Genomic DNA, 25,499 nt, shown 5'->3' on the forward strand with positions numbered 1-25,499 from the left:
TTCGCACACGGGCGGGCGCGGCACAGGGCGATCCACCGGGTTGGCTAGGCTGGGGTCCAGCATGTCCACCACAGCACCCAGCCGGCGGGAACTGAAGAACAGCCTCGGCGAACTCACTCTGCGCGACGAACACCGGCTCCGCCGGCGACTCGACCGTGCCCGCACGCCCGACGCCCTCGCCTCCCTGTCCGACGAGATCGACGCCGCGCGCGGCCGCGTCACCCGAAGACTCGACAGCGTCCCCGCCATCGAGTACCCCGACGCACTGCCGGTGAGCCGGCGCCGCGACGACATCGCGAAGGCGATCGCCGAGAATCAGGTCGTCATCGTGGCCGGCGAGACGGGATCCGGCAAGACGACGCAGATCCCGAAGATCTGCCTCGAACTCGGCCGCGGCGTCCGCGGACTCATCGGACACACCCAGCCCCGCCGTCTGGCGGCGCGGACGGTCGCCGAGCGCATCGCCGAGGAACTCCACAGCGAACTCGGTGAGACCGTCGGCTACACCGTGCGATTCACCGACCAGGTGTCGGACGGCACGCTGGTGAAGCTGATGACCGACGGAATCCTGCTCGCCGAGATCCAGCGCGACCGGATGCTTCGCCGGTACGACACCCTCATCATCGACGAGGCGCACGAACGCAGCCTCAACATCGACTTCATCCTCGGATACCTGCGCCAGCTCCTCCCCCGCAGGCCCGATCTGAAAGTGATCATCACGTCGGCGACGATCGACCCGGAACGTTTCGCGGAACACTTCGCCGCCGACGGCGTGCCCGCGCCGATCGTCGAGGTGTCCGGGCGCACGTTCCCCGTCGAGATGCGGTATCGCCCGCTCACGGTGGAAGTCGGCGAGCAGACATTCGACCGCGACCCCGTCGACGCGGTGTGCGAGGCCGTCGAAGAGCTCTCCGCTGAGGGCGACGGCGACATCCTCGTCTTCCTCTCCGGCGAACGGGAGATCCGCGACACCGCCGACGCCCTGCGCGACCGCAGACTGCGCGGCACCGAGATCGTGCCCCTGTACGCGCGATTGTCGGCTGCGGAGCAGCACAAGGTGTTCACCCCCCACACCGGGCGGCGGGTCGTGCTGTCGACGAACGTCGCGGAAACGTCGCTCACCGTGCCCGGCATCCGGTACGTCGTCGACCCGGGCACCGCCCGCATCTCCCGCTACTCGGTGCGCACCAAGGTGCAACGCCTGCCGATCGAACCGATCTCGCAGGCCTCCGCCCGCCAGCGTTCCGGTCGTTGCGGCCGTGTCGCCGACGGGATCTGTATCCGCCTCTACTCCGAGGAGGACTTCGAGTCGAGGCCCGCGTTCACCGAGCCGGAGATCCTGCGCACCAACCTCGCGTCCGTCATCCTGCAGATGACGGCGCTCGGCCTCGGCGACGTCGCCGCGTTCCCGTTCGTGCAACCGCCGGACCCGCGCGCCGTCCGCGACGGCATCGGCCTGCTCGAGGAACTCGGAGCGATCGAACGGAAAGCCCAGAACGAGCAGCCCGTCCTCACCCCGGTCGGACGGGAACTCGCGCAGATCCCCGTCGATCCGCGCATGGCCCGGATGCTCGTCGAGGCGCACCGCAACGGCTGCCTGTCCGAGGTGCTCGTCATCGTCGCCGCACTCTCCATCCAGGACGTGCGGGAACGTCCCGCCGAGTTCCAGCAGGCGGCCGACGAGAAGCACGCCCGGTTCGCCGTGGAGAATTCCGACTTCCTCGCCTTCCTCGAACTGTGGAAGTATCTGCGCGAGCAGCGGAACGAGTTGTCGTCCAACCAGTTCCGCAAGATGTGCCGAAACGAGTTCCTGCACTGGCTGCGCATCCGCGAATGGCAGGACCTGCACGGTCAACTCCGCCAGATCACCAGGGGACTCGGCTGGGAGACCACCGGCACCCCGGCAGGCGAGGCGGCCATCCACCAGTCGCTCCTCGCCGGTCTGCTGTCACACATCGGGCTGCGCGAGGGTGACAAACGGGACTTCCTCGGGGCGCGCGGAAGCCGATTCGCGGTCTTCCCCGGCTCGAGCCTGTTCAAGAAGCCACCGCGATGGGTGATGGCCGCCGAACTGGTCGAGACGTCCCGGCTGTGGGCGCGGATGTCGGCCAGGATCGAACCCGAATGGGCCGAGAAGCTGGCCCCGCACCTCGTGAAACGCACCTACTCCGAACCGCACTGGTCGTCGAAACGCGGCGCCGCCATGGCCTACGAACGCGTGACGCTGTACGGGATCCCCCTCGTCGCCCGGCGTGCGGTCACCTACAGCACCATCGACCCCGAGACGTCCCGGGACCTGTTCATCCGCCATGCCCTGGTGCAGGGCGAATGGCAGACCCAGCACAAGTTCTTCCACGACAACCGCGCACTCCTGGAAGACGTCGAGGAACTCGAGCACCGCGCCCGCAGACGCGACATCCTCGTCGACGACGACACGCTCTACGACTTCTACGACCAGCGCGTCGGCCCGGAGGCGGTCTCCGCCCGGCATTTCGACTCCTGGTGGAAAGGCGCCCGCCGCAAGAATCCGGACCTGCTCACGTTCACCCAGTCGACGGTCGTCAACGCCGATTCGGCCGCGGTGCTCGGCGGCGAATACCCCGACGCCTGGCGTCAGGGCGACATGCAGGTCCCGCTCACCTACCAGTTCGAGCCCGGCAACGAAGACGACGGCGTCACCGCCCGCATCCCGATCGCCCTGCTCGCGGGGCTGCGCGCCGTCGGCTTCGACTGGCTGGTCCCCGGCATGCGCGTCGAATTGGTCACCGCACTGATCAAGACGCTCCCGAAGACCCTTCGCCGACAGGTGGTTCCGGCACCGGACTTCGCGGCCGCCGCACTGGCCGCGGTGAAACCGCGCTCCGAACCGCTCACCACGGCGATGGCACGCGAACTGTCGCGGCTCGGTGCCTGCCGCATCGACCCCAAGGATTTCGACGTCACCGCCCTCCCCGACCACCTGCGCATGACGTTCGTCGCCGTGGACGAGAAGGGTGCCGTCCTCGGGCGGAACAAGGACCTCGTGTCGCTGCGCAAGTCGCTCGCACCCCGCGTCCAGGCGGAAGTGGCGAAGGCGGCGTCGAACTCGGAGCGGCCCCCCGCACTCACGTGGACACCCGCGACCCTCGGTTCCCTCGAGGCCACCGTCACACGCGAACTCGGCGGTCAGAAGGTCACCGGCTACCCCGCGCTGGTCCCGGAGGGTGACGGTGTCGCCGTCCGCGTCCTCAGCACCGCCGCCGCCCAGCGCGCCGCGATGCGCGACGGAACGCGCCGGCTGCTGCTGGCCGCCGTTCCCACCCAGGCGAAGACGGTGACATCCGGCCTGGGCAACGCACAGCGGCTGGCGCTCGGGCAGAACCCCGACGGCAGCCTCGACGCCCTCATCGACGACTGCCGCACCGCCGCCGCGAATCAGTTGATCGCCGCACACGGCACCCCGGTGCGCACGCCGCAGGAATTCGACGCCCTCGTCGCGAAGGCACGCGCCGAGATGGCCCGGAACGTGGCAGTACTCGTGCGACTCGTGTCGCCGGTGCTCGAAGCGGACCACCGGCTCGCCGTCGTGCTGGAACGCGCCACCGGCGAGGCCGCCGACGACGTGCGGGAACAACGGCAGTCGCTGCTGTTTCCCGGATTCGTCGCCGACATCGGCGCCACCCGCCTCCGCGAACTGCCCCGCTACCTCGCTGCCGCGGTCGCACGACTGGAAGCCCTGCCCGGGAGCGCACCGCGCGACCAGAAGGGGATGGATGCGCTCGACCGGGTGTACGCCGGATACGAACGGATGCTCGCCGGCCTGCCGGAAGAACGGCAGCACTCACCCGAGGTCGACGCGATTCACTGGATGATCGAGGAACTGCGCGTCAGCCTGTTCGCTCAAACACTCGGAACGCCGGTCCCGGTCTCCGAGAAGCGGGTACTGAGCGCCATGCAGAAGGTGCGCTGACGCGCAGGGCAATGCAAGAAATGCGCGGACGCGCAGGCTCAGGCGTCGTCGCGGGATTCGCGGTGTTCGCGTAGCTCTTTGATCTCGCGCGCGAAGTCCTCTGCGGAGCTGAACGACCGGTACACGGACGCGAACCGCAGATACGCAACCTCGTCGAGGTCACGAAGGGGACCGAGGATGGCGAGACCCACCTCGTTGCTCGGGATCTCCGCGGAACCCGATGCGCGGACCGCGTCCTCGACCTGCTGGGCAAGGAGATTCAGTGCGTCGTTGTCGACCTGCCGGCCCTGGCAGGCACGGCGGACACCCCGCACCACCTTCTCCCGGCTGAACGGTTCGGTGACCCCACTGCGCTTGACCACCGACAGGACGGCGGTCTCGACGGTGGTGAACCGTCGACCACATTCGGGGCACGAACGGCGGCGGCGGATGGCCTGTCCCTCGTCGGCTTCGCGCGAATCGACCACACGTGAATCGGGGTGCCGGCAGAACGGGCAGTGCATGGCGATTCCTTCGTCGTAGCCGTCGTGGCCGCAACTGTTCGCCTCCCCCGATGGCGAACCGACGAAAACGGATTCACGCAGCGGATGCACGATCTCGACGCGACCACACGCGGTGGTGGGACTGACAGCCTCCGAGACTACTCGGCCGCCCGGCGGGACAGTCATGCAGAGCCACCCCCGTCACCGGGTCGCGGAGGACGGGACGATCAGACTCTGGCCCGGGTGCAACGCCGAATTGGACATGGCATTGAGCTCCATGATCCGCTCGACCACCTGCGCCACCGGCATTTCCGGCGCGATCCGCGCAGCGACCGCGGCCAGGCTCTCGCCCTGCTGCACCTGCACGACCTCCGTGGCCGCCGAATTGCTCACACTGCCGCCGGTGGCCAGCTGCGCCACCCCGGCGAGTCCGCACAACACACCGGCGGTGATCACGATACCGGCGAGCACCGTCCGCCAGCCGACATCGTTCGCCCCGCGTTCGTGGTCGGCGCGGGAGACGCCGGTGTGGATGGGCCGGTACGCGACGGCGCCGGACGACGGACGTCGCAACTCCCCGTCGGTGCGCCGGCGACGCGGTTCGGTGCGGTACGACCGTGCGGCGCCGGAACGGACGGCACCCCGCGCGAGTGCCTGCCGGTTCGGCACTGCCTGCCGATGGAGAACTGCGTTGCTCATCGGTACCTCCGCTGCTCCTGGCGTTCGATCACGCGTTCGAAAGAACACATGTTCGATTTCTACCACGACCCTCCGACAAAGTCTCTACTTCTCGCGACACATATCGAACAGATGTTTGAAACTCCGAGGAAAGCGGGATAGATTCGTGTCACGCGGCACAGCAGTCACATGCGACCCATACCGAGAAGATCGACACACAGACGGAGGCACCTCGCCATGAAGGACGACAGCTCGACCGACGGTTCGACTCCACGTGTGAGCGGTGGCTCCGCCGCCGGGTTGACCGACCGGCAGCGCCGCGTCCTCGAGGTGATCCGCAAGTCCGTCAACGAGCGCGGTTACCCGCCGAGCATCCGCGAGATCGGCGACGCCGTGGGGCTCACCTCCACGTCGTCCGTCGCCCATCAGCTGCGGACGCTGGAGCGGAAGGGTTTCCTCCGCCGGGATCCGAACCGTCCGCGCGCCGTCGACGTGCGCGGTCTCGACGAGGTCGCGGCGGGCGTCGCCGCGAACGCCGGGACCACTGTCGAGTTGGCAGCGGTCAAGTCCGGTACCGACGACGCACCCCTGCCGGAGCCCACGTTCGTCCCGGTCCTCGGCCGGATCGCCGCCGGTGGCCCGATCCTCGCCGAGGAAGCCGTCGAGGACGTCTTCCCGCTCCCCCGTGAACTCGTGGGCCAGGGTTCGCTGTTCCTGCTCAAGGTCGTCGGCGAATCGATGATCGACGCCGCGATCTGCGACGGCGACTGGGTGGTGGTCCGGCAGCAGAACGTGGCGGACAACGGGGACATCGTGGCAGCGATGATCGACGGCGAAGCCACCGTCAAGACGTTCAAGCGCACCGACAACGAGGTGTGGCTGATGCCGCACCACCCGCTGTTCGATCCGATCCCCGGCAACGATGCGGCCATTCTGGGCAAGGTCGTCACCGTCATGCGCAAGATCTAGTCACTGCCGGCGGCAGACACGAGTGGGGCCCCACGGCGATCGCCGTGGGCCCCACTCGCATCCACCCCGGTACGGCCGGAGGCCGGAGTTCGTTGCAGATACGCAGGTCGTGCCTCGTCAGAGATCGAGTCCGCGACCGATGATTTCCTTCATGATCTCGGTGGTCCCGCCGTAGATGGTCTGAACACGAGAATCCATGTACGCCTTCGCGATCGGATACTCCTTCATGTACCCGTAGCCACCGTGCAGCTGCAGGCACCGGTCGATCAGCCGGACCTGTGCCTCGGTGGTCCACCACTTGGCCATCGCCGCTTCCTGCACCGACAGCTTCTCGTCGTTGAGCAGTTCGATGAACTTGTCGACGAGGACCCGGACGGCCGTCGCCTCCGTGGCGAGTTCGGCGAGTACGAAGCGCGTGTTCTGGAAGCTGCCGATCGACTTTCCGAAGGCCTTCCGGTCGCGGCAGTACTGGATCGTCATGTTCAGCGCCGATTCCATTGCGGCGGCGGCCACCACGGCGATCGACAACCGCTCCTGCGGGAGGTTCTTCATCAGGTAGAGAAAGCCCATGCCTTCCTCACCGAGGAGGTTGGCGGCCGGGACGCGAACGTCGGTGAAGCTCAACTCTGCGGTGTCCTGTGCCTTCATCCCGATCTTGTCGAGGTTGCGGCCGCGTTCGAAGCCCGGCATGTCCCGTTCGACCACCAGGAGGCTGAATCCCTGCGCTCCCTTGTCGGGATCGGTACACGCGACGACGATCACGAGGTCGGCGTTGATGCCGTTGGTGATGAAGGTCTTGGAACCGTTGAGAACCCAGTCGTCGCCGTCGCGTACGGCGCGCGTCTTGATGCCCTGCAGGTCGCTGCCGGTGCCCGGTTCGGTCATCGCGATCGCCGTGATCAGCTCACCCGACGCGAAGCCGGGCAGCCACCGCTGCTTCTGCTCGTCGTTGCTCAGTTCGAGCAGGTACGGCGCGACGACGTCGTTGTGCAGGGTGAAGCCGATGCCGCTGTACCCGCCGCGGGTCGTCTCCTCGGTGATGATCGCGTTGTACCGGAAGTCGCGCACGCCGCCGCCGCCGAATTCCTCCGGCACGGCCATGCCGAGGAAGCCCTGCTTTCCGGCCTCCACCCACAGGCTGCGGTCGACGATGTTCTGCTCTTCCCACTTGGCGTGGTTCGGCTCGGCGTGCTGTGCGAGAAACTTGCGGTACGACTCCCGGAACAGTTCGTGCTCCGGTTCGAACAGGGTGCGCTCCACGCCGACTCCTCGTATCAACTGTCTGTTACGTCTCGTTCGAGATACGTCTGGTTCGACGGTAGAGGCGAGGAACTCCGGGGTGAATGACCCAGGTGATCGGGATTCGTGACCCATCCGGTCACCGGTGTCAGCGTTTGCGGAACCCCGCGAGCCAGCGCATCACCGGGTAGGCGACGAGGATGCCCACCGAACCCCACGCGATGCCGCCGAGTTCCACCGATCCGACCGTCAAAGTCAGGTCGCCGATGCCGGCGACGAGCGCGGCGGCGACCACGGTGAGATTCACGGGGTCGGTGAAGTCGACCTCGGCGTCCATCCAGATGCGCACACCGAGGACGCCGATCAGCCCGTACAGCACGAGGGTGGCGCCGCCGATGACACCGTTCGGCACGGTGAACACGAGGGCTCCGAACTTCGGTGAGAACGCGAGAACCACGGCCGTGGCGGCCGCGACCCAGTAGGCGGCGGTGGAGTACACCCGCGTCGCGGCCATCACGCCGATGTTCTCGGCGTAGGTGGTGGTTCCGGACCCGCCACCGAACCCGGCGAGGGTGGTGGCCAGTCCGTCCGCAACGAGCGCATTGCCGGCGACGTCGTCGAGGGACCGACCCGTCATGGCCGACACCGCCTTGACGTGGCCGACGTTCTCGGCGATCAGGACGATTACCACCGGCAGGGTCAGCGCGATGACGGACCATTCGAACGTCGGTCCCCGCAGTTCGGGCACACCGAACCAGGCCGCGTCCCGCAACGCCGTCACCCGCTCCTCCGCGAGACCGCCGATCGCGGCGGCGAACACCCAGCCGACGACGACGCCGACGAGGATGCCGAGGCGGCCCAGCAACCCCGGGCCGAGAACGGTCACGAGCAGGATCGCGAGCAGGGTGACCCCGGCGATCAGTGGTTGTGACTCGAACGAATCCACCGCGGTGGGTGCGAGATTGAGCCCGATCAGCGCCACCACGGCGCCGGTGACGACCGGCGGCATCACCGCGTCGATGACCCGCGACCCGGCCAGTTTCACGGCGACACCGATGACGAGCAGCAGCAGACCTGCGGCCGCGACACCGCCGAGTTGCGCTGCGGGACCGGAACTCTGCGACGCCGTCAGCGGCGCGATGAATGCGAACGACGACCCCAGGTAACTGGGGATGCGACCGCGGGTGATGAGCAGGAACAGGGCCGTCCCGATACCCGAGAACAGCAGCGTCGTGGTGACCGGGAACCCGGTGATCGTCGGCACCAGGAGGGTGGCGCCGAACATCGCGATGACGTGCTGCATCCCGATTCCGACCGTGCGCGGCCAGGTGAGGCGCTCGCCGGGAGCGACCACCTCGCCCTCGCCGATCCGCCTGCCGTCGCCGTGCAACGTCCACCCGAACGCGCGCGTGGTCGAGGACGGGCCGTCAGAGCCGCCGACCGGACCGTCGGGGGCGTCTGTTTCTCTTTTCGTCACAGTTCGCCAATAGTAGGCACGATCTGGGATTTTCGCGCCGTCGGACCGGATCCACTGCTTCGGCGACGTTCACCCCGCGCGCTCAATTTCCTACTCGTTCGCTCCACGGCAACAGTCGTGCGTAAACCGACAAGACACCGACGTTCCGATCGACGCATGATGAGTGATGTCGCTCACACGACGGTGGCCGATTCGAGTGGCCGCCCGCCGGATCCCAGCGATACTGCGCGATGCAGCGCTGCTGCGTACTCGACACCCAGGAGACGAATATCATGGCCATTGACTTCACGTTGACCCCACAGCAGCGTGAGCTCCAACTCTCGGCCCGCGATTTCGCCGGTAAAGCGTTGGCAGACGTCGGCAGGACGATTCGCCATCTGCCCACGGCCGAAGAGAGATTCCTCGCCACCCGCCCTGCCTACGAAGACGTTGTCGCACAGGGGTGGCTCCGCAAGATCATCCCCGCGCCCGCGGGCGGAGAGGGTAACGGGATGGTCGACCTGGCGTTGATCGCCGAGGAGTTCTATGCAGTCGATGCGAACGTGTCGCTGACGCTGTTCGCCTCACTACTCGGGCTGCTCCCCGTCCTCAACGCCGGCAGCCCCGACCAAGTCCAGCAGACATTGCGCCCCTTCCTGTCCGGCACCGGTGCCCCGCTCGCCGCCTTCTGTCACAGCGAGCCGGGCGGGATCGCCAACTTCGACGAACCTGCGCCGGCTGAAGGGACCCGCACCACCGCGGTACTCGACGGCGATCAGTGGGTGATCAACGGCGCGAAGCAATGGATCAGCAGCGCAACCGGCTGGGACTCGAAGGGCGCGGACATTCTCACAGTGGTGTGCCGCACCGATCCCGATCCCCGGACCCGAGCGGCCGCCGACCACTCGCTCTCCGTCCTTCTCGTGCCTACACCCGACCATGGCTTCGTATCCGACGAGAACTTCGAGACGATGGGCCACCGAGGGCATCTCACCCCGCGCTTCCACTTCGACAATGTTCGGGTTCCGCGCGAGAACGTCCTCGGCGAGGTCGGCGGCGGCAAGGCCCTGGTCGAGGCGAGTTTCGCCGGCACCGCTGCCCTCGTCGGAATCTTCGGCGTGGGACTCATGCGTTCGGCCTTCGACTTCACCCTCGCGTTCGCCAAGCGTGAGCGGCGCGCCGGCCGGGTGCCGATCATCGAACATCAGGCGGTCGGGTATGCGCTCGCCGACGCGAAGATCGCGATCGAGACCGCCCGGTACCTGAGCTGGAAGGCCTGCAATGCTCTCGACCACGAACTGCCCAGTGCCCTCGAACTGGCTGTGCAGGCGAAGATCTACGGCTCCGAGACTGCGGTGAAGGTCATCACCGACCTCATGCGCGTCGTCGGTATCGACAGTTACAACCACGACCTGCCTCTCGCAGGGCTCCTGCAAGACGCGATCGTGCTTCCGCTGTTCGACGGCGGAAATATGGGAGTTCGCCGGCGCCAGCTCCACAGCCTGCTCGCGTCACCGGACTACGACTCACTCGACACAGTGACGACCTGAGAGCTGGGCTCGAGGACGGACTTCCTCGAGCCCTTCGGGCGGTGAGTGGCCGGAATCCGGCGGTGGACTACGTGCCGAGCACCCGCACCGCCGCGGCACGCGCCTCCGCGGGATCGCTCGTGGCGAGCACGTCCTCGGCGGCCCGGCGGCAGTCGTCCAGCGTGACCGATCCCACCTTCGCCCCCACACCGGACACGGCGGCGCCCGCGCAGGACAGCGACGTGACACCGAGTCCGATCAGGACGCAGGCGAGCAGCGGGTCGGCGGCGGCCTCGCCGCAGACGCCGACCGGTTTGCCCGCCGCGACGCCGGCCTCGGCCGTGCGCGCGACGAGCGCGAGAACGGCCGGCTGCCAGGGGTCGGTGAGCGACGCCAGATCGGACGACATCCGGTCGGCGGCCATCGTGTACTGCGCGAGGTCGTTCGTGCCGATGGACAGGAAGTCGACGTGACGCAGGAGGCGGTCGGCCAGCAGCGCCGCGGCAGGCACCTCGACCATGACCCCGGGCACGAGACCGCGGGCGCGGACCTCGGCCGCGAAGGATTCGGCCTCGGCGGGAGTGGAAATCATCGGCGCCATCACCCACGGCTGCGACTGCGTCTGCTTCGCCGCGGCCGCGACGGCGTCGAGTTGCCTGCTGAGGATGCCCGGGTTCTGTTCGGCGATGCGGATGCCGCGGACCCCGAGCGCGGGGTTCGCCTCGTCGGCGTGGTTGGCGAAGCGCAGCGGCTTGTCCGATCCCGCGTCGAGGGTCCGGATCACCACTTTCCGGCCCGCGAACGCGTCGAGCACCTCGCCGTAGATCTCGGCCTGCTCGTCGACGCCGGGCTCGGAATCGCGGTCCAGGAAGCACAACTCGGTGCGGAACAGTCCGACGCCCTCGGCGGCGGTCCCGGACGCCGACCGCGCCCCGGCCCCGTCCTGCACGTTGGCCAGAATCGAGACGGCGTGCCCGTCGCTGGTGCGGCCCGGCCCTTCCCAGGACTGGATGCGGAGCCGTTCGGCGCGCCCGTGCTCCACGGCGGCGCGGGCCTCGACGGGGTCCGGTTCCATCACGAGTTCGCCCGCCGAGCCGTCGAGGAGGACGGGGGTCCCCGAGACGACGGATTCGAGATCACGCACCGCGACGACACACGGGATGCCCAGCTGCCGCGAGATGATCGCGGTGTGGCTCGTCGGGCCGCCGAGAACGGTCACGAGTCCGACGATCAGCTCGGGATCGAGACCGGCGGTATCGGCGGGCGCCAGGTCCTGGGCGCAGAGGATCGACGGGGTCGTGGGCACGGGGATGCCCGGCTCGGGTAGGCCGAGGAGTTCGGAGACGACGCGGTCGCGGATGTCACGCAGGTCGGTCACGCGTTCGGCCATCAGCCCACCCATCTTGGTGAACAGGGTGACGAACTGCTCGGTGGCCTCCGCTGCCGCCTCCCCGGCCGGGGTTCCGCCGGCGATCAGCTTCTGCGCCGCACCGAGCCAACCGCGGTCTGCGGCCATCGCCGCGTTCGCCTGCAGCACCTCCGCCGCGGCGCCGGAGACGCTCGCCGCGCGGTCGCGGAGTCGCTGCGACACCACGGCGGCCGCCTCCTCGAAGCGGACCATCTCCGCGTCGCGCGACGCCTCGTCGATCCGGGCGGATCCGGGTGCGACCTCCGGCCGCGGGGCCGGCCAGATCACCGGCGCGTAGGCAATGCCCGGTACCACCGGCGTACCTCGCACGATTTCACGGTCTTCGGTCATCGGGTCCTCCTGGCCGGCTCGTTCTGTCGTCACACAGTCGGAAATGCGAATCGACTATGTGACGGAGATTACTCTCAACTCTTGACATGTCAACATACTCGGGCGTAAAACAACATGACACAACATTTCGTGTGATGCAGACCATAACGGATCTCGTCACCGAAGACTTCATCGACGAGAACAGGAACGGGGTCACGGTGTATCCGGAAGAACGCCAGCAAGCGGTCACCACGCTGATCTCGCAGCGGGGGCGCATGTCGGTCGCCGACCTCTCCGACACCTTCGGCGTCACCACCGAGACCGTGCGCCGCGACCTCGCGCTGCTCGAACGCCTCGGCCACATCCGTCGCGTGCACGGCGGCGCGGTCCCCGCAGGTTCCCTCACCGTCACCGAACCCGGCATGACGGAGCGCGATCACACCCGCGCCGAGCAGAAGGATCGGATCGCCAAGCGCGCCGCCGCCTACCTGCCGCCGTCCGGTGGCAGCGTGCTGTTCGACGCGGGAACCACCACCGGGCGCATCATCCCGGAACTGCCGTCCGATCTGGACCTCACCGTGATCACCAACTCGGTGCCGATCGCGGCCCGGCTCGCCGGACTCAATTCGGTGACCCTGCACATGCTCGGCGGCCGCGTTCGCGGCATCACGCAGGCCGCCGTCGGCGAGGAGGCGCTGCGCATCCTCGACGTCCTCCGCGTCGACGTCGCATTCATCGGCACCAATGCGCTCAGCGTCGGCCACGGCCTGTCCACACCGGACACCGAGGAGGCCGCCGTGAAGCGTGCGATGGTCCGCTGCGCCAACCACGTCGTCGTGGTCGCCGACTCGTCGAAGGTCGGCCGTGAGCACCTCGTGAGCTTCGCCCCCATCCACAGCGTCGACATCCTCGTCACCGACGCCGACATCACGCCCGCAGACCGAGCCCACTTCCACGACCAGGGAATCGAGGTGGTGATCGCATGATCGTCACGCTGACCGCCAATCCGAGCATCGACCGCACCGTCAACCTGCTCGGGCGCCTCGAACGGGGAACCGTCCTGCGCGCAGCCGCGACCCACAGCGACCCCGGAGGCAAGGGCGTCAACGTCGCCCGCGCGCTCACGTCCGCCGGTGTCGACGCTGTCGCGGTGCTGCCCGGCAACGCGGGCGACCCCCTGCTCACCGCCCTGTCCGAGCACGGGATCGAGCACGTGACCGTCGCGACGTCCGGTTCGGCACGCACCAACATCACCGTCACCGAACCCGACGGCACCACCACCAAGATCAACGAACCCGGTGTCACGATGTCGGCCCGGTCCCTCGCCGATCTGCAGTCGGAGATCATCGAACGCGGGTCCCGGGCCGAATGGGTGGTGCTGTCCGGTTCCCTGCCCCCGGGAATCCCCACCGACTGGTACGCCACGCTCGTCGAGGCGCTGCGTTCGGCGTCGTGCCGGGTCGCCGTCGACACCTCGGACGCCCCGCTGCTCGCACTCGCGGACCGATTCCCGGCGGCCTGCCCCGACCTCGTGAAACCGAACAGCGAGGAACTCGCGCAACTCACCGGCGCCGACGGGCACCTGCTCGAGGAGTCCGCGCTGCGGGGAGACCCGACGGCCACCGCCCACGCGGGCAGGCAGCTCGTGGATCGTGGGGTCGAAGCCGTCCTCGCCACGCTCGGCGCCGCGGGCGCCGTTCTCGTGACGGAGGCCGGCGCCTGGTGGGCCACGCCACCACCGATCGTCGCCCGCAGCACCGTCGGCGCCGGCGACTCCTCGCTGGCGGGCTACCTGGCAGCGCACCTGTCCGGCGCGTCGCCCGCGGACTGCCTCCGATCCGCCGTTGCCTACGGCAGCGCGGCGGCCGCCCTCCCGGGCACCACCCTGCCGACCCCCGAACACGTCGACATCGACGCCGTCACCGTCACCGCCCTCAGCTCCCCCGCCCCCGATCCGGCCTGAACCAGAAGGAAACACCATGTCTCACTCGACACCCGACCGTGATTCGGGGCCGCAGATCATCAGCGAAGATCTGATCTCCCTGGACACCGACCTCGGAGCCGCCAAGGAGGACGTGATCTCCGCGCTCTCCCAGCGTCTCGCGGACGCCGGTCGCGCCACCGAAGCGGACGCTCTCCGCGATGCCGCGCTGGCGCGTGAATCACAATCGGCGACAGGACTTCCCGGCGGGATCGCGATCCCGCACTGCCGCTCGGAGGCCGTTGTGGCGGCGTCTCTCGGATTCGCCCGGCTCGCCCCGAAGGTCGACTTCGGCGCCCCCGACGGACCCGCCGATCTGGTGTTCCTCATCGCCGCACCCGAGGGTGCGGGCGCGGAGCACATGAAGCTGCTGTCCTCGCTCGCCCGGGCGCTGGTACGCCCGGCCTTCGTCGGCGCGCTGCGTGATGCGAAGACCCCCGCCGAGATCGTCACCCTGGTCAACGACGTCCTGGCCCCCGCGCCCGCCGCCGCACCTGCTGCCGCGACGGCGGCTGCAGCACCCGCCGCCGCTGCGGCCGCGGCTGCTGCCCCGGCTCCGGCAACGACGCCCGAACCGGTCGCCCCGGAGAAGGAACCGGAACCCGAGGCGGGGCCGAAGCACATCGTCGCGGTCACGGCCTGCCCGACCGGCATCGCCCACACCTACATGGCCGCCGACTCCCTCGTCGCCGCCGGCGAACGCGCAGGCGTCGTCGTCCACGTGGAGACGCAGGGTTCGAGCGGCAGCACACCGCTGCCTTCCGGAGTGATCGCGGGCGCATCCGCCGTCATCTTCGCCACCGACGTCGGCGTGAAGGGCAAGGAGCGTTTCGCAGGCAAGCCGGTGGTGGCGTCGGGCGTCAAGCGCGCGATCAACGAGCCCGACACCATGATCACCGAGGCGCTGCGTGCGGGCATGAACCCGTCCGCGGCGACCGTGGACGCGGGGAGCGCGGGCAGCGCCGCGGACGAGCCGGCCGGGTCGGTCGGCTGGGGCACCCACCTGCGTCAGGTGCTGCTCACCGGTGTCAGCTACATGATCCCGTTCGTCGCCGCGGGTGGTCTGCTGATCGCCCTGGGGTTCCTGCTCGGCGGCTACGAGATCTCCGGTCCCGCGGAGGACATCGTCCTCAACAACTCCCTCGGCCAACTCCCCGACGGTGGCCTGACGACGTACCTGGGCGCGGTGCTGTTCCAGCTGGGTTCGCTGGCGTTCAGCTTCCTCGTCCCCGCGCTGGCCGGTTACATCGCCTTCGCGATCGCCGACCGGCCCGGTCTGGCGCCGGGCTTCACCGCGGGTGCGGTGGCGGTCTTCGTCGGCGGCGGATTCATCGGAGGCCTCGTCGGCGGTCTGATCGCCGGTGTCGTCGCGCTGTGGATCAGCCGGATCCCGGTGCCTCAATGGTTGCGCGGCCTGATGCCTGTGGTGATCATCCCGCTGTTCGCGACACTGATCGTCGGCGCCCTCATGTTCCTGGTCCTCGGCCGTCCGCTCGCCGCGATCACGACGGGTCTGACGGACTGGCTCAACGGACTGTCCGGCAGCTCCGTCATCTTCCTCGGCATCATCCTCGGACTGATGATGTGCTTCGACCTCGGAGGCCCGGTCAACAAGGCCGCATACGCGTTCGCGGTGGCAGGCCTCAACGTCAACGACCCCGCCTCGCTGCGGATCATGGCGGCCGTGATGGCCGCGGGCATGGTCCCGCCGCTGGCGATGGCCCTCGCATCGACCGTCCTGCGTCCCAGCCTGTTCAGCGAGGCGGAACGGGAGAACGGCAAGGCGGCCTGGCTCCTCGGCTCGGCGTTCATCTCGGAAGGCGCCATTCCGTTCGCCGCCGCAGACCCGCTGCGCGTCATCCCCTCGATGATGGCCGGCGGCGCCGTCACCGGCGCCCTGATCATGGCGTTCGACGTCACCCTCAGCGCACCGCACGGCGGAATCTTCGTCTTCTTCGCCATCGGCAACCTGCTGTGGTTCCTGGTGTCGCTGGCCGCCGGTGTCGTCGTCGCCGCCCTGTGCGTCGTCGGCGCGAAGGAATTCATCAAGCCCGGCGCGTCCGACGCCGAACTCGACCCCGACGTTGCGACAGTCGCAGCGTAAGAGAAACAGATCGACCCGCTCGACCCGCACCAACCCCACCGACAGAGGAGAGAGTCCATGCCCAGCACCACAGTCGCCGTCGGTTCGTCCATCGGCCTGCACGCCCGTCCCGCCGCCGTCATCGCCGAAGCGGTTGCCGCCGCCGGTGTGCCCGTCACGCTGGCCGTGGCGGACAGTGAACCCGTGGACGCCGGCTCCGCACTGCTCATCATGACGCTCGGCGCCACCAAGGGCACCGACGTCACCGTGACCAGCGACGACGCCGACGCCGTCGAGAAGGTCGCGCAGCTCGTGGCGGCCGACCTCGACGCCTGACCGGTACCCGGCCCGTCAGCTTGTGAGCCCCAGCTGACGGCCGGTCCAGTCCATCTCGCGTTCGAGTGCCGCACTCCAGGTGGCACCCTCGTGGCCACCGGGAAGCTCGTAGTACCGCACGTTCAGACCGGCCGCCCGCGCGGCAGCGAACATCCGCTGCTGCTGCGGGCGGTATTCGTCGTCGGCGGCCCCGGCCACGAACACCCCGGTCAACTCGGGGAACTGTCGTGTCTTCAGCACGTCGGCCGGATTGACCGCCGCGAACGCGCGCTCGTCGCCGCCGAACGTCGCCGCGACCGTCCCCGCGTGATCGCCGAGCGAGGGCTCGTCCTGACCGAGGAAATCGAGGAAAGTAGGGAAGATTCGCGGATAGTTCACCGCCAGCTGGATCGAGCAGGTTCCGCCGTAGGAGAATCCGCCGATCGCCCACTGTGCCGGATCGTGCGACACCTGCAGGGACGTCTCGATCCAGGCGGGCACGTCGCGGGCCACGTAGGTGGCTGCGTTGCCGAGCGCCGAATCGAGGCACAGCGGATTCGCGTCCTGCGAGCCCAGCGCGTCGACCACCACGACGACCGGTGCGAGTCCGTCGTGCCGTGCGGCATACGCATCCACGGTGGATCCCAGTCGTCCGCTGCTGAACCAGTCCTGGGGCCGCCCCGGTTGTCCCGCGATCATCACCAGGACGGGGAGCACCGCCCGGGGTGACGTCAGGTACGCCGGCGGCAGGTACAGCACAGCCGGCCGGGCACCGAATCCGGATTCGGTGCCCGGGATCTCCACTTCCGTCACCACACCGGAGCCGGGTGTGCGCACCGGACGTGTCCACACCGAGTCCAGCGGGGTCCCCGACTGCACCGCGTCCTCGAACCCGGAGACGTCACCGAACGACACCGGCTGGACGCTCGTCGGTGGGCGGTGCCCCACCAGCGAGCCGACGGTCGGGAAGACGCCGACCTCCGCGTTCACCTGGCCCACCGCCGCGGCCGCGGCCGCGGCAGCCGCGACAGCGATCACCCCGGCCCGCCGGACTCCGGGTTTCCGGAGCAGGAGCGCCGCGGCGAGGACGAGGATTCCGACGGCGAGCCAGATCCAGGCGTACCCGGTGAGGGGTATCTGGTTGGGCAGCGGACGGTACGCCGCCCACACGGCGCCTCCGATCACGGCGGTCACGGGCACCGCGACCGCCGCTGCGCCGACGACCGGAGGTCTGGTGGAACGAGTCACCGCGAGCAACACGACGAGGCCCACCATCACGGCCGCCGTCGACGCGACCCGGGCGCGACCGTGCTCGAGCGACAGGTGGGCGATACGCGACAACAACTCGTGGGCCTGCACAGCGCCCAGTATTCACACCGTGTCACCCACCGAAAGAATCAGGCTCGCAACATTTCTCGCAAATCAGACCTATCGGGCACGACGGCGGACGAGATAGCCGGCGACCACGGCGAGCACGACCACGCCGCCGACGACGCCGATACCCCACGCCGTTCCCGGCGACTGCGTCGACGCCTCGTCCGAAACGGCCTGGGCACGGGCCTGTTCCTGCACCCTCGACACCGCCCCGGGCAGCACCCGAATCGGTGGCACGGGCCCCTCCCGGGCCTCGGAGGCGATCAGCAGGTCGCCGTCCTCGGTGAACGCGACCGACTCCCCCTGCGGCTGCTCCGGCACGTGGGCGCGCACGGCGGGTCCGGCCGCGAATGCCGCCGCCAGGTCGCCGTCCGGGGCGGAGAACAGGAACACCTCGGAGTAGCTGCGCACGGCGGCGACGGTCCCATCGGCGGACACGGCCCCGCCGGTGAACATCGTCGAATGCACGGCCGGGGCCGTGGTGCCGCTGCCGGTGGTCGCGTCGTCGACGCCGTTCGTCGCCGAGACGTCCAGCGTTCCGACCTTCTCCAGCGGGGTCGGGCCGGGGCTCGCGAGATCACCCACGGCGACACCCCCGACGGGCCGGTACACGTTGCCCGCCCCGAACACTTCCTTCGTGACGATCAGCGGGGTGCCGTCGCGCTGGACGAGGACGGTCTCGGCATCGTGGGGGCCGTCCGGATACGTCAGCCGATGCAGTTCTCCCGCGCCCGTGTCACGGTCCATCGCGATCAACGCCACCGTCTCGCGCCTGCGTCCGTTGTCGCCGGTGTCGGCCAGCCACAGCCGACCGTCGGGGCCGGACGCCATGTCCTCGACGTCGTACGGATCGACCGGCAGCGGAAGCCAGCGCTGCACGGCGCAGTTCCCGTCCATCACCGCGACCGCGCGATCGGACCCGCTGTCGCCGACCGCGTAGAGCAGCCCGCCCGCCGACACGAGCCCCGACAGCTCCTCGAGCGAGGCCTCTTCCGGGGTGCCGATCGCGGAATCGTCAGGAGTGCACAGCGGACCGAACTCCGACGCGTCGACGGCGGTCCGGTCGCGGAAGAACGGCTCGGCGTTCCCCACTCCCGCCGCGGCGAGCGGTACGCACGCCGCGAGCACGGCGACCGCCACGCGGGCGGACCACCGTGAGCGGTCAGGCACTGCCGCTGTACTCGACCAGCGCCGACGCCAGCGCTTCGGGCACCCGCGCGTGGACGCGTGTGCCGTCCTCCTCGTGGGAGGAGTCGAGGATCTGACCGTCCGAGTGGATCCGGGCCATCAGATCGCCCCGGTTGTACGGGAGGAGAACGCTGACCTCGATCTCCGGGCGGACCAGGACGTCGCTCAGATGTGCCCGCAACTCGGCGATGCCCTCCCCGGTCCGGGCGGAGACGAACGACGCACCGGGCAGCAGGCCACGCAGCTGGGTCAACGTGACCGGGTCGGCGGCGTCGATCTTGTTCACCACGATGAGCTCGGGCGGTGCCGCGGCGTCGTTCTCCCGGATCACCTCGGTGATCACCTCGTGGACGGCCTTGATCTGATCCGTGGGCAGCGGATCGGAACCGTCGACGACGTGCAGCAGCAGATCCGCGTCCGTCACTTCCTCGAGCGTCGAGCGGAACGCCTCGATCAGCTGCGTCGGCAGATGCCGCACGAACCCGACGGTGTCGGTGAGGACGTATTCGCGGCCGTCGTCCAGCGCCGCCCGGCGGGTGGTGGGATCGAGGGTGGCGAACAGCGCGTTCTGCACCAGCACCCCGGATCCGGTCAACGCGTTGAGCAGGCTCGACTTGCCGGCGTTCGTGTAGCCGACGATCGCGATGGACGGGGTCTCGCTGCGCAGTCGCCTGGTGCGTTTGGTGTCGCGGGCGGCCTTCATGCCCTTGATCTCGCGACGCAGCTTGGCCATCCGCTCACGGATACGACGGCGGTCCGTCTCGATCTTGGTCTCACCGGGACCACGCAGACCCACACCGCCGTTGCTGCCGGCGCGACCACCCGCCTGCCGGGACATCGATTCACCCCAGCCGCGCAGTCGGGGCAGCATGTATTCCATCTGAGCCAGCGCCACCTGCGCCTTGCCCTCCCTGGACGTGGCGTGCTGGGCGAAGATGTCGAGGATGAGGGCGGTCCGGTCGATGACCTTGACCTTGACGACCTTCTCCAGCGCGGTCAGCTGCGCCGGGGTGAGTTCACCGTCGCAGATGACGGTGTCGGCGCCGGTCGAGAGGACTACCTCACGGAGTTCCTCGGCCTTGCCGGACCCGATGTAGGTGGCCGCGTCGGGTTTGTCCCGCCGCTGGACGAGGCCCTCGAGGACCTCCGATCCGGCGGTCTCGGCCAGTGCGGCGAGCTCCGCCATGCTGGATTCGGCCTGCGCCGCGGTTCCCTGGGTCCAGACACCGACGAGCACCACGCGTTCGAGGCGCAACTGCCGGTATTCGACTTCGGTGACGTCGGTGAGCTCGGTGGAGAGCCCGGCAACCCGCCGCAGCGCGCTGCGGTCCTCGAGTTGCATCTCGCCGACCGAAGGGCGCCCGTCGTCGTAGGCGAACTCAGTGAAGTCGGAGATCGGCGATTCTTCTGTGCGATGTGTTTTCGTCATACACCCTCATGATCCCACGGAATGTCGAGGGCGTGCACGTGCATTTCGCGCAGGGCGATCAGGCGAGGCCGTTCCACCAGCTGTCGTCGAGGTTCCCGGACGCCACCAGGACGGACGGTCCACGCAACGTCGCCCGGCCGCCGGACAGCGCGACCGTGACCTGACCACCGGGAATGCGGACATTCACCTCACCGGAATCGGCGCCGTCGAAGCGCAGCGCGGCGGTGGCCGCGGCCACCGTGCCGGTGCCGCACGACCGGGTCTCGCCGACCCCGCGCTCGTGCACCCGCATGTCCACGGCACCGGAATCGATGCGGGTGAGAATCTCCACGTTGACGCCGTGCGGGAAGAAACCGGGATCGAAACCGGGCGCGGCCGTCAGGTCGAGGGCCGACAGGGACGCCGCCGTGAGATGCGCGTCGACACACGCCAGGTGCGGATTGCCGACGTCGATGCCGATGCCGTTGAACACCTTGCCGTCGATGGTCGCGGCGCTCGTTCCCAGATCTCGCACCACCCCCATGTCGACGGTGACCTCGCCGACGGAGCCGTCGGCCGAGTGCACGATGACCGGTTTGCCGCCGGCCCGGCTGCCGACCACGAACTCGTCGCGCGTCTCGAGGCCGGTGGACCGGAGGTAGTGGGCGAAGACGCGGACACCGTTGCCGCACATTTCCGCGATCGACCCGTCGGCGTTGCGGTAGTCCATGAACCAGTCGTCCTCGGACGTGCCGTCCGGGAGTTCGGCGAGCACGCCGGCAGCGGCCAGCGCACCGGCCTTGGCGACGCGCAGGATTCCGTCGGCGCCGAGTCCACGCCTGCGATCGCACAGCGCCGCCACCCGCGGGGCGGACAGATCGATGCGGACGTCGGGATCCGGGAGGACCACGAAGTCGTTCTCGGTGCCGTGTCCCTTGCTGAAATCCATGCGCACCACTCTAACCAACCGCCGAGGGGGTGCAGTTCATCTGCGCTACCGCGGTGCGGTTCATCTGCGCTACCGCGGTGCGGTTCATCTGCGCTGCCGGGCGATTTCGTAGAGGGCGACAGCGCCGGCGGAGGGGGCGCCGAGGGAACTGGCCGCGCCCCCGATCGGGATGTTGACGACCGTGTCGCAGGCGCCTCGCCACGCGGCGCTCATCCCGCGGGTCTCGTTGCCGATCACGAGCACGGTGCCGCCACCGAAGTCGTGGGCGTCGATGGTGACGGAACCGGTCTCGTCCGTCCCGACGATGTGCAGGTCGGTTCCGGACGCTCGCCGGGCGTCGCGGAACGCGAGGATCTCGTCGACGGACGACACGGTGACGACGGGCATCGCGAAGAGCGATCCGGTGGAGGCGCGGACGCTCCGGGGGTCGAACGGGTCGGCGCCGTGGCCGACCACGACGACCGCGTCGGCGCCGAACGCGTTGGCGGAGCGGACGAGGGTGCCCAGATTTCCGGGTGAGGTGGGCCGGTCGAACACGACGATCAGGGGGACGGACTGCAGCCGCAGGTCCTTCAGTCGCGGGGCGCGGGTCTTCGCGACCGCGATCAGTTCCGGCGCGGCGTCGGTCTTCTCGCCGAGTTCGGCCATCAGTTCAGCGCTGACGCCTATCTGTTCGACGGATCGGGTCGCGAGCAGTTCCCGCGCCCAGTCGGACAGCGGTGGGCCGTCGATGCGGTGCAGCAGCGATTCGATCGGCCAGTCGTGTTCCAGGGCTAGGTTGAGGGGGCGCACACCCTGGATCAGGAAGCGTCCCGCCTTCGTCCGCTTGGCACGGTTGGCGAGGTACGACTGCCATTGCTGGAAGCGGGCGTTGCGGGTGGTGACCAGCACGGACGAGGCCGGACGGTGCCGTGCGGACGGTGTTCGGCTCATCGTTCTCCCAGTGTTCGCGTCTCGTCGAGGGTGCGGATCGTGGCGTCCGCGAGGTCGGGGGTGTTTCCGTCGACCCAGTGGATGCGGGGGTCGCGGCGGAACCAGGACCGTTGCCTGCGCACGTAGCGCCGGGTGCCGATGAACGTGCGTTCCTCCGCCTCGGCCAGGTCGTATTCGCCGTCGAGCCAGGCGAGGACCTGTGCGTAGCCGATGGCCCGCGGCGCGGTGACGCCCTCGCGCAGTCCCACGTCGATCAGCCCGCGCACCTCGTCGACGAGTCCCTGTTCGAACATCAGCCGGGTGCGGAGCCGGATCCGGTCGTCGAGTGCGGCGGTGTCGCGGTCGACGCCGACGATGTGTGTGCCCCAGCGCGGTTCGCCGATGCGCGGGGCGGACGCCGCGAACGGCCTGCCCGTGATCTCGACGACTTCGAGGGCCCGGACCAGACGTCTGCCGTCGGTGGGGAGGATCGACGCGGCGGCGTCGGGATCCACCCGGCTCAGCTCGGCGTGGACGGCCGCGACGCCCTTCTCGGCGAGGACGGCTTCCCACCGCGCCCGCACCGACGCGTCGGTGGCGGGGAAGCTCCACTCGTCGAGCAGCGACTGCACGTACATCATCGATCCGCCGACGATGACCGGCACGGCGCCGCGGGCGGCGATCGCCTCCACGTCGCGGACCGCGGCCTGCTGATAGTTCGCGACGGTGGCCGTCTGCGTCACGTCGAGCACGTCGAGTTGGTGATGCGGAATTCCGCGGCGTTCGGCCGGGGCGAGTTTGGCGGTGCCGATGTCCATGCCCCGGTACAGCTGCATGGCGTCGATGTTGACGATCTCGCCGCCGAGGCGTTCCGCCAGGTCCAGCGCGAGATCCGACTTTCCGGTGGCGGTCGGTCCGACGACGGCGATCGGCACGGGTGAGGTCACGGACGCCACTCCCCCACGTGGTAGCCCACTCCGTAGGGCGCCGCGCTGTACAGCGTCCGGCAGGAGGCCGGCGCGGCGTCGAACACGCCGGCCAGGACCTGCCACGGGACGCGCCCGCCGATGCCGAGGGCGGCGCATTCGGCGGGGTCGAGGGCGAGCAGCGCGTCCCGGTCGCCGGTGTCGAGGGCCGCGTCGACCCGGGCCTGCACGCCTTCCGCGCGGGGATCGAACGCGCCCGGTGCCTTCGCGGTGAGGGTGTTCGCCCCGTCCGCGACGATCACCAGCCCGCGCGGCTCGGGGTCCCGGTCCAGAAACGTGCGCAATTCCGCGCCGTACGCGGCGCACTGCTGCGGCGACAGGTCGGCGGCGAGGATCCGCGCGTCGACGACGGCGTCCGGCGCGCACGCTCCCCGGATCCATCCGGCCGTCAGCGCCGCGAGCGGCAGGTCGGGGTCGGGTTCGCCGGCATGACCGGGCCGCAGCGTGACCCGCACGTCGACGCCGTAGCCGCGGTAGGTGCCCTGAGCGTCGGCCGGCACCTCCACCGCGGTGGGCGCCGCGCCGATCGCCACCCATTCGGTGGCGATCGCGGACAATGCCTTCGCGGCCGCCTGGACCGCGTCCCGCAGCGGCGCCGTCTCCGCAGCGGCCGCCCCGGTCAGTTCGGGTACCAGCAACGGTGGGGACGGCACGAGGATGGCAGCGGTGAACACACAGTCACGCTAGTCGACCGCAGGCACGGACCCGACATCCGATTCGGGCACTGCCCTCAATCGGTACCAACACGGACCGTCGGACCTGATTCAATAGTCCACAGGGCCCGTACCGGGTTGAATGGAGCCAGCACCCGTCCCGGGTCGTATGGAGCCAGTATTGCGTTCAGGCAGCCGTGACGCGCGGCAGAGATGAGGAACCGATGACCGACAGCAGCGACGCGAAGCCCGCCGTGGAGCCTGCCGCTCAGCAGCACGACACACCGAAGCCCAGCGTCCCGAAGCCGGGCGCGGCCGCGAAACCGGGTGCACCCAAGCCCCACCCCACACCGACGCACGCCCTCTCCGCCCCCGCCGTCGCCGCCCCCGCCCACAGTGATCCGAGCGAGTTCGGCCGCGTCGACGACGACGGCACCGCCTGGGTGAAGACCGCGGACGGTGAACGGCAGATCGGGTCGTGGCAGGCCGGAGACGCGGCGGAAGGCCTGGCGCATTTCGGTCGGCGCTTCGACGATCTCGCCACCGAAGTGGCACTCCTCGAGGCCCGGCTCAATTCCGGTGCGGGCGACGCGAAGAAGACGAAGGCCGCCGCAACCGCGCTCGCCGAATCGCTCCCGACCGCCGCGGTGATCGGTGACGTCGACTCGCTCTCTGCGCGACTCGACGTCATCATCGCCGGATCCGACGAGGCGGCCGCCCACGCCAAGCACGAGAAGGAACTGTCGCGGCAGGCGCACACCGAGCGCAAGGAAGCACTGGCCGCCGAGGCGGAACAGATCGGTGCCGAGTCCACGCAGTGGAAGGCCGCCGGCGACCGGTTGCGCGAGATCCTGGACGAGTGGAAGACCATCCGCGGCATCGACCGGAAGGTCGACGACGCCCTGTGGAAGCGGTATTCCAAGGCGCGGGAGGCGTTCAACCGGCGCCGCGGCGCGCATTTCGCCGAACTCGACCGTGAGCGCGCCGCCGCCAAGACCAAGAAGGAAGAACTCGTCGAGCGGGCGGAGGCACTGTCCGACTCCACCGACTGGGGTCCCACGGCCGGAGCCTTCCGCGATCTGCTCGCCGAGTGGAAGGCCGCCGGACGCGCGCCGCGGGAAGCCGACGACAACCTGTGGAAGCGGTTCAAGGGCGCTCAGGACGTGTTCTTCGCCGCCCGCAACGCCGCGTCCTCCGAACGCGACGCCGAGTTCGAGGAGAACGCGGTCGCCAAGGAGGAGTTGCTGAAGAACGCCGGCCACATCGATCCGTCCAAGGACATCGACGGGGCGAGGGCCGCACTCCGCGACCTGCAGGAGAAGTGGGACGCCATCGGGAAGGTGCCCCGCGAGCGGATGCACGACCTCGAGGGCAAGCTGCGGGCCATCGAGAAGCGGGTCCGCGACGCCGCCGACGAGGAATGGCGCCGCACCGACCCGGAGACGCTCGCCCGGGCCGCGCAGTTCCGGGAGCGGGTCACGCAGTTCGAGGAGCAGGCCGCCAAGGCCTCTGCGGCGGGCAAGACGAAGGACGCCGAGAGCGCTCTCGCCCAGGCCAAGCAGTGGCGCGAATGGGCCGAGGCGGCCGAGGGCGCCGTCAGCGGCCAGTAG

20 protein-coding genes are annotated in these 25,499 nt (G+C 69.3%); 8 read left to right on the forward strand and 12 right to left on the reverse strand.

Annotation, left to right across the window (positions count from 1 at the left end; genetic code table 11):
- The first annotated feature begins 61 nt into the window (after nucleotides 1-61).
- Nucleotides 62-3,949 (forward strand): ATP-dependent RNA helicase HrpA, encoded by a 3,888-nt coding sequence (gene hrpA / locus P3H15_RS07105; RefSeq protein WP_276136567.1) that lies wholly within the window; start codon nucleotides 62-64, stop codon nucleotides 3,947-3,949.
- 38 nt (nucleotides 3,950-3,987) lie between these two features.
- Here hrpA and nrdR read toward each other — a convergent pair whose 3' ends face one another.
- Nucleotides 3,988-4,452, reverse strand: coding sequence for a transcriptional regulator NrdR (gene nrdR, locus P3H15_RS07110; protein ID WP_015890458.1), 465 nt, complete (start codon nucleotides 4,450-4,452; stop codon nucleotides 3,988-3,990).
- Between the two features lie 180 nt (nucleotides 4,453-4,632).
- Entirely contained in the window at nucleotides 4,633-5,130 is a 498-nt protein-coding gene (locus P3H15_RS07115) for a LysM peptidoglycan-binding domain-containing protein (RefSeq protein WP_276136568.1), read from the reverse strand.
- Nucleotides 5,131-5,346: 216 nt separating this feature from the next.
- On the opposite strand from P3H15_RS07115, the gene lexA reads away from it, so the two are divergent.
- Nucleotides 5,347-6,078 (forward strand): transcriptional repressor LexA, encoded by a 732-nt coding sequence (gene lexA / locus P3H15_RS07120; RefSeq protein ID WP_276136569.1) that lies wholly within the window; start codon nucleotides 5,347-5,349, stop codon nucleotides 6,076-6,078.
- Nucleotides 6,079-6,195: 117 nt separating this feature from the next.
- Here the strand turns inward: lexA and P3H15_RS07125 are convergent, their stop codons facing one another.
- Entirely contained in the window at nucleotides 6,196-7,338 is a 1,143-nt protein-coding gene (locus P3H15_RS07125) for an acyl-CoA dehydrogenase family protein (protein WP_276136570.1), read from the reverse strand.
- Nucleotides 7,339-7,465: 127 nt separating this feature from the next.
- Complete coding sequence (locus P3H15_RS07130; protein ID WP_276136571.1) at nucleotides 7,466-8,794, reverse strand: uracil-xanthine permease family protein; 1,329 nt, start codon at nucleotides 8,792-8,794, stop codon at nucleotides 7,466-7,468.
- Between the two features lie 272 nt (nucleotides 8,795-9,066).
- Between P3H15_RS07130 and P3H15_RS07135 the strand changes: the two genes are divergently transcribed.
- The gene (locus P3H15_RS07135) at nucleotides 9,067-10,323 is read left to right on the forward strand and encodes an acyl-CoA dehydrogenase family protein (protein ID WP_276136572.1); all 1,257 of its coding nucleotides are present in this window, start codon (nucleotides 9,067-9,069) and stop codon (nucleotides 10,321-10,323) included.
- A gap of 67 nt (nucleotides 10,324-10,390) precedes the next feature.
- Here P3H15_RS07135 and ptsP read toward each other — a convergent pair whose 3' ends face one another.
- Nucleotides 10,391-12,061 (reverse strand): phosphoenolpyruvate--protein phosphotransferase, encoded by a 1,671-nt coding sequence (gene ptsP / locus P3H15_RS07140; protein ID WP_276136573.1) that lies wholly within the window; start codon nucleotides 12,059-12,061, stop codon nucleotides 10,391-10,393.
- Between the two features lie 197 nt (nucleotides 12,062-12,258).
- On the opposite strand from ptsP, the gene P3H15_RS07145 reads away from it, so the two are divergent.
- The 4 genes from P3H15_RS07145 to P3H15_RS07160 are packed head-to-tail and all read left to right on the forward strand — an operon-like array spanning nucleotide 12,259 to nucleotide 16,440.
- Nucleotides 12,259-13,026 (forward strand): DeoR/GlpR family DNA-binding transcription regulator, encoded by a 768-nt coding sequence (locus P3H15_RS07145; protein WP_072942464.1) that lies wholly within the window; start codon nucleotides 12,259-12,261, stop codon nucleotides 13,024-13,026.
- Entirely contained in the window at nucleotides 13,023-14,003 is a 981-nt protein-coding gene (pfkB, locus tag P3H15_RS07150; RefSeq protein WP_276136574.1) for a 1-phosphofructokinase, read from the forward strand. Before P3H15_RS07145 ends, pfkB begins: the two co-directional genes overlap by 4 nt.
- Before the next feature lie 16 nt (nucleotides 14,004-14,019).
- Entirely contained in the window at nucleotides 14,020-16,125 is a 2,106-nt protein-coding gene (locus P3H15_RS07155) for a fructose-specific PTS transporter subunit EIIC (RefSeq protein WP_276136575.1), read from the forward strand.
- Between the two features lie 57 nt (nucleotides 16,126-16,182).
- Nucleotides 16,183-16,440, forward strand: coding sequence for an HPr family phosphocarrier protein (locus P3H15_RS07160; RefSeq protein WP_005240765.1), 258 nt, complete (start codon nucleotides 16,183-16,185; stop codon nucleotides 16,438-16,440).
- 15 nt (nucleotides 16,441-16,455) lie between these two features.
- Here P3H15_RS07160 and P3H15_RS07165 read toward each other — a convergent pair whose 3' ends face one another.
- The 7 genes from P3H15_RS07165 to P3H15_RS07195 form a co-directional block, all read right to left on the reverse strand.
- A complete protein-coding gene (locus tag P3H15_RS07165; RefSeq protein ID WP_276136576.1) occupies nucleotides 16,456-17,778 on the reverse strand; it encodes an esterase family protein in 1,323 nt (440 codons plus the stop codon).
- A 69-nt stretch (nucleotides 17,779-17,847) separates the two neighbouring features.
- Nucleotides 17,848-18,963 carry a hypothetical protein gene (locus P3H15_RS07170; RefSeq protein ID WP_276136577.1) on the reverse strand — a complete coding sequence of 372 codons (1,116 nt, stop codon included), beginning with the start codon at nucleotides 18,961-18,963 and terminating at the stop codon, nucleotides 17,848-17,850.
- Nucleotides 18,956-20,410 carry a GTPase HflX gene (gene hflX, locus P3H15_RS07175; RefSeq protein WP_276136578.1) on the reverse strand — a complete coding sequence of 485 codons (1,455 nt, stop codon included), beginning with the start codon at nucleotides 20,408-20,410 and terminating at the stop codon, nucleotides 18,956-18,958. Before hflX ends, P3H15_RS07170 begins: the two co-directional genes overlap by 8 nt.
- 58 nt (nucleotides 20,411-20,468) lie before the next feature.
- On the reverse strand, nucleotides 20,469-21,338 hold the full coding sequence (gene dapF, locus P3H15_RS07180; protein WP_276136579.1) for a diaminopimelate epimerase: 870 nt from the start codon (nucleotides 21,336-21,338) through the stop codon (nucleotides 20,469-20,471).
- Nucleotides 21,339-21,422: 84 nt separating this feature from the next.
- Nucleotides 21,423-22,271 carry an RNA methyltransferase gene (locus tag P3H15_RS07185; protein ID WP_276136580.1) on the reverse strand — a complete coding sequence of 283 codons (849 nt, stop codon included), beginning with the start codon at nucleotides 22,269-22,271 and terminating at the stop codon, nucleotides 21,423-21,425.
- Nucleotides 22,268-23,197, reverse strand: coding sequence for a tRNA (adenosine(37)-N6)-dimethylallyltransferase MiaA (gene miaA / locus P3H15_RS07190; protein ID WP_174705495.1), 930 nt, complete (start codon nucleotides 23,195-23,197; stop codon nucleotides 22,268-22,270). Before miaA ends, P3H15_RS07185 begins: the two co-directional genes overlap by 4 nt.
- Complete coding sequence (locus P3H15_RS07195) at nucleotides 23,194-23,910, reverse strand: class III extradiol dioxygenase subunit B-like domain-containing protein (RefSeq protein WP_276136581.1); 717 nt, start codon at nucleotides 23,908-23,910, stop codon at nucleotides 23,194-23,196. Before P3H15_RS07195 ends, miaA begins: the two co-directional genes overlap by 4 nt.
- A 203-nt stretch (nucleotides 23,911-24,113) precedes the next feature.
- Between P3H15_RS07195 and P3H15_RS07200 the strand changes: the two genes are divergently transcribed.
- Nucleotides 24,114-25,499 carry a DUF349 domain-containing protein gene (locus tag P3H15_RS07200; protein ID WP_276136582.1) on the forward strand — a complete coding sequence of 462 codons (1,386 nt, stop codon included), beginning with the start codon at nucleotides 24,114-24,116 and terminating at the stop codon, nucleotides 25,497-25,499.

This window comes from Rhodococcus sp. T2V, from assembly GCF_029269925.1.
Lineage (GTDB): Bacteria > Actinomycetota > Actinomycetes > Mycobacteriales > Mycobacteriaceae > Rhodococcus_F > Rhodococcus_F koreensis.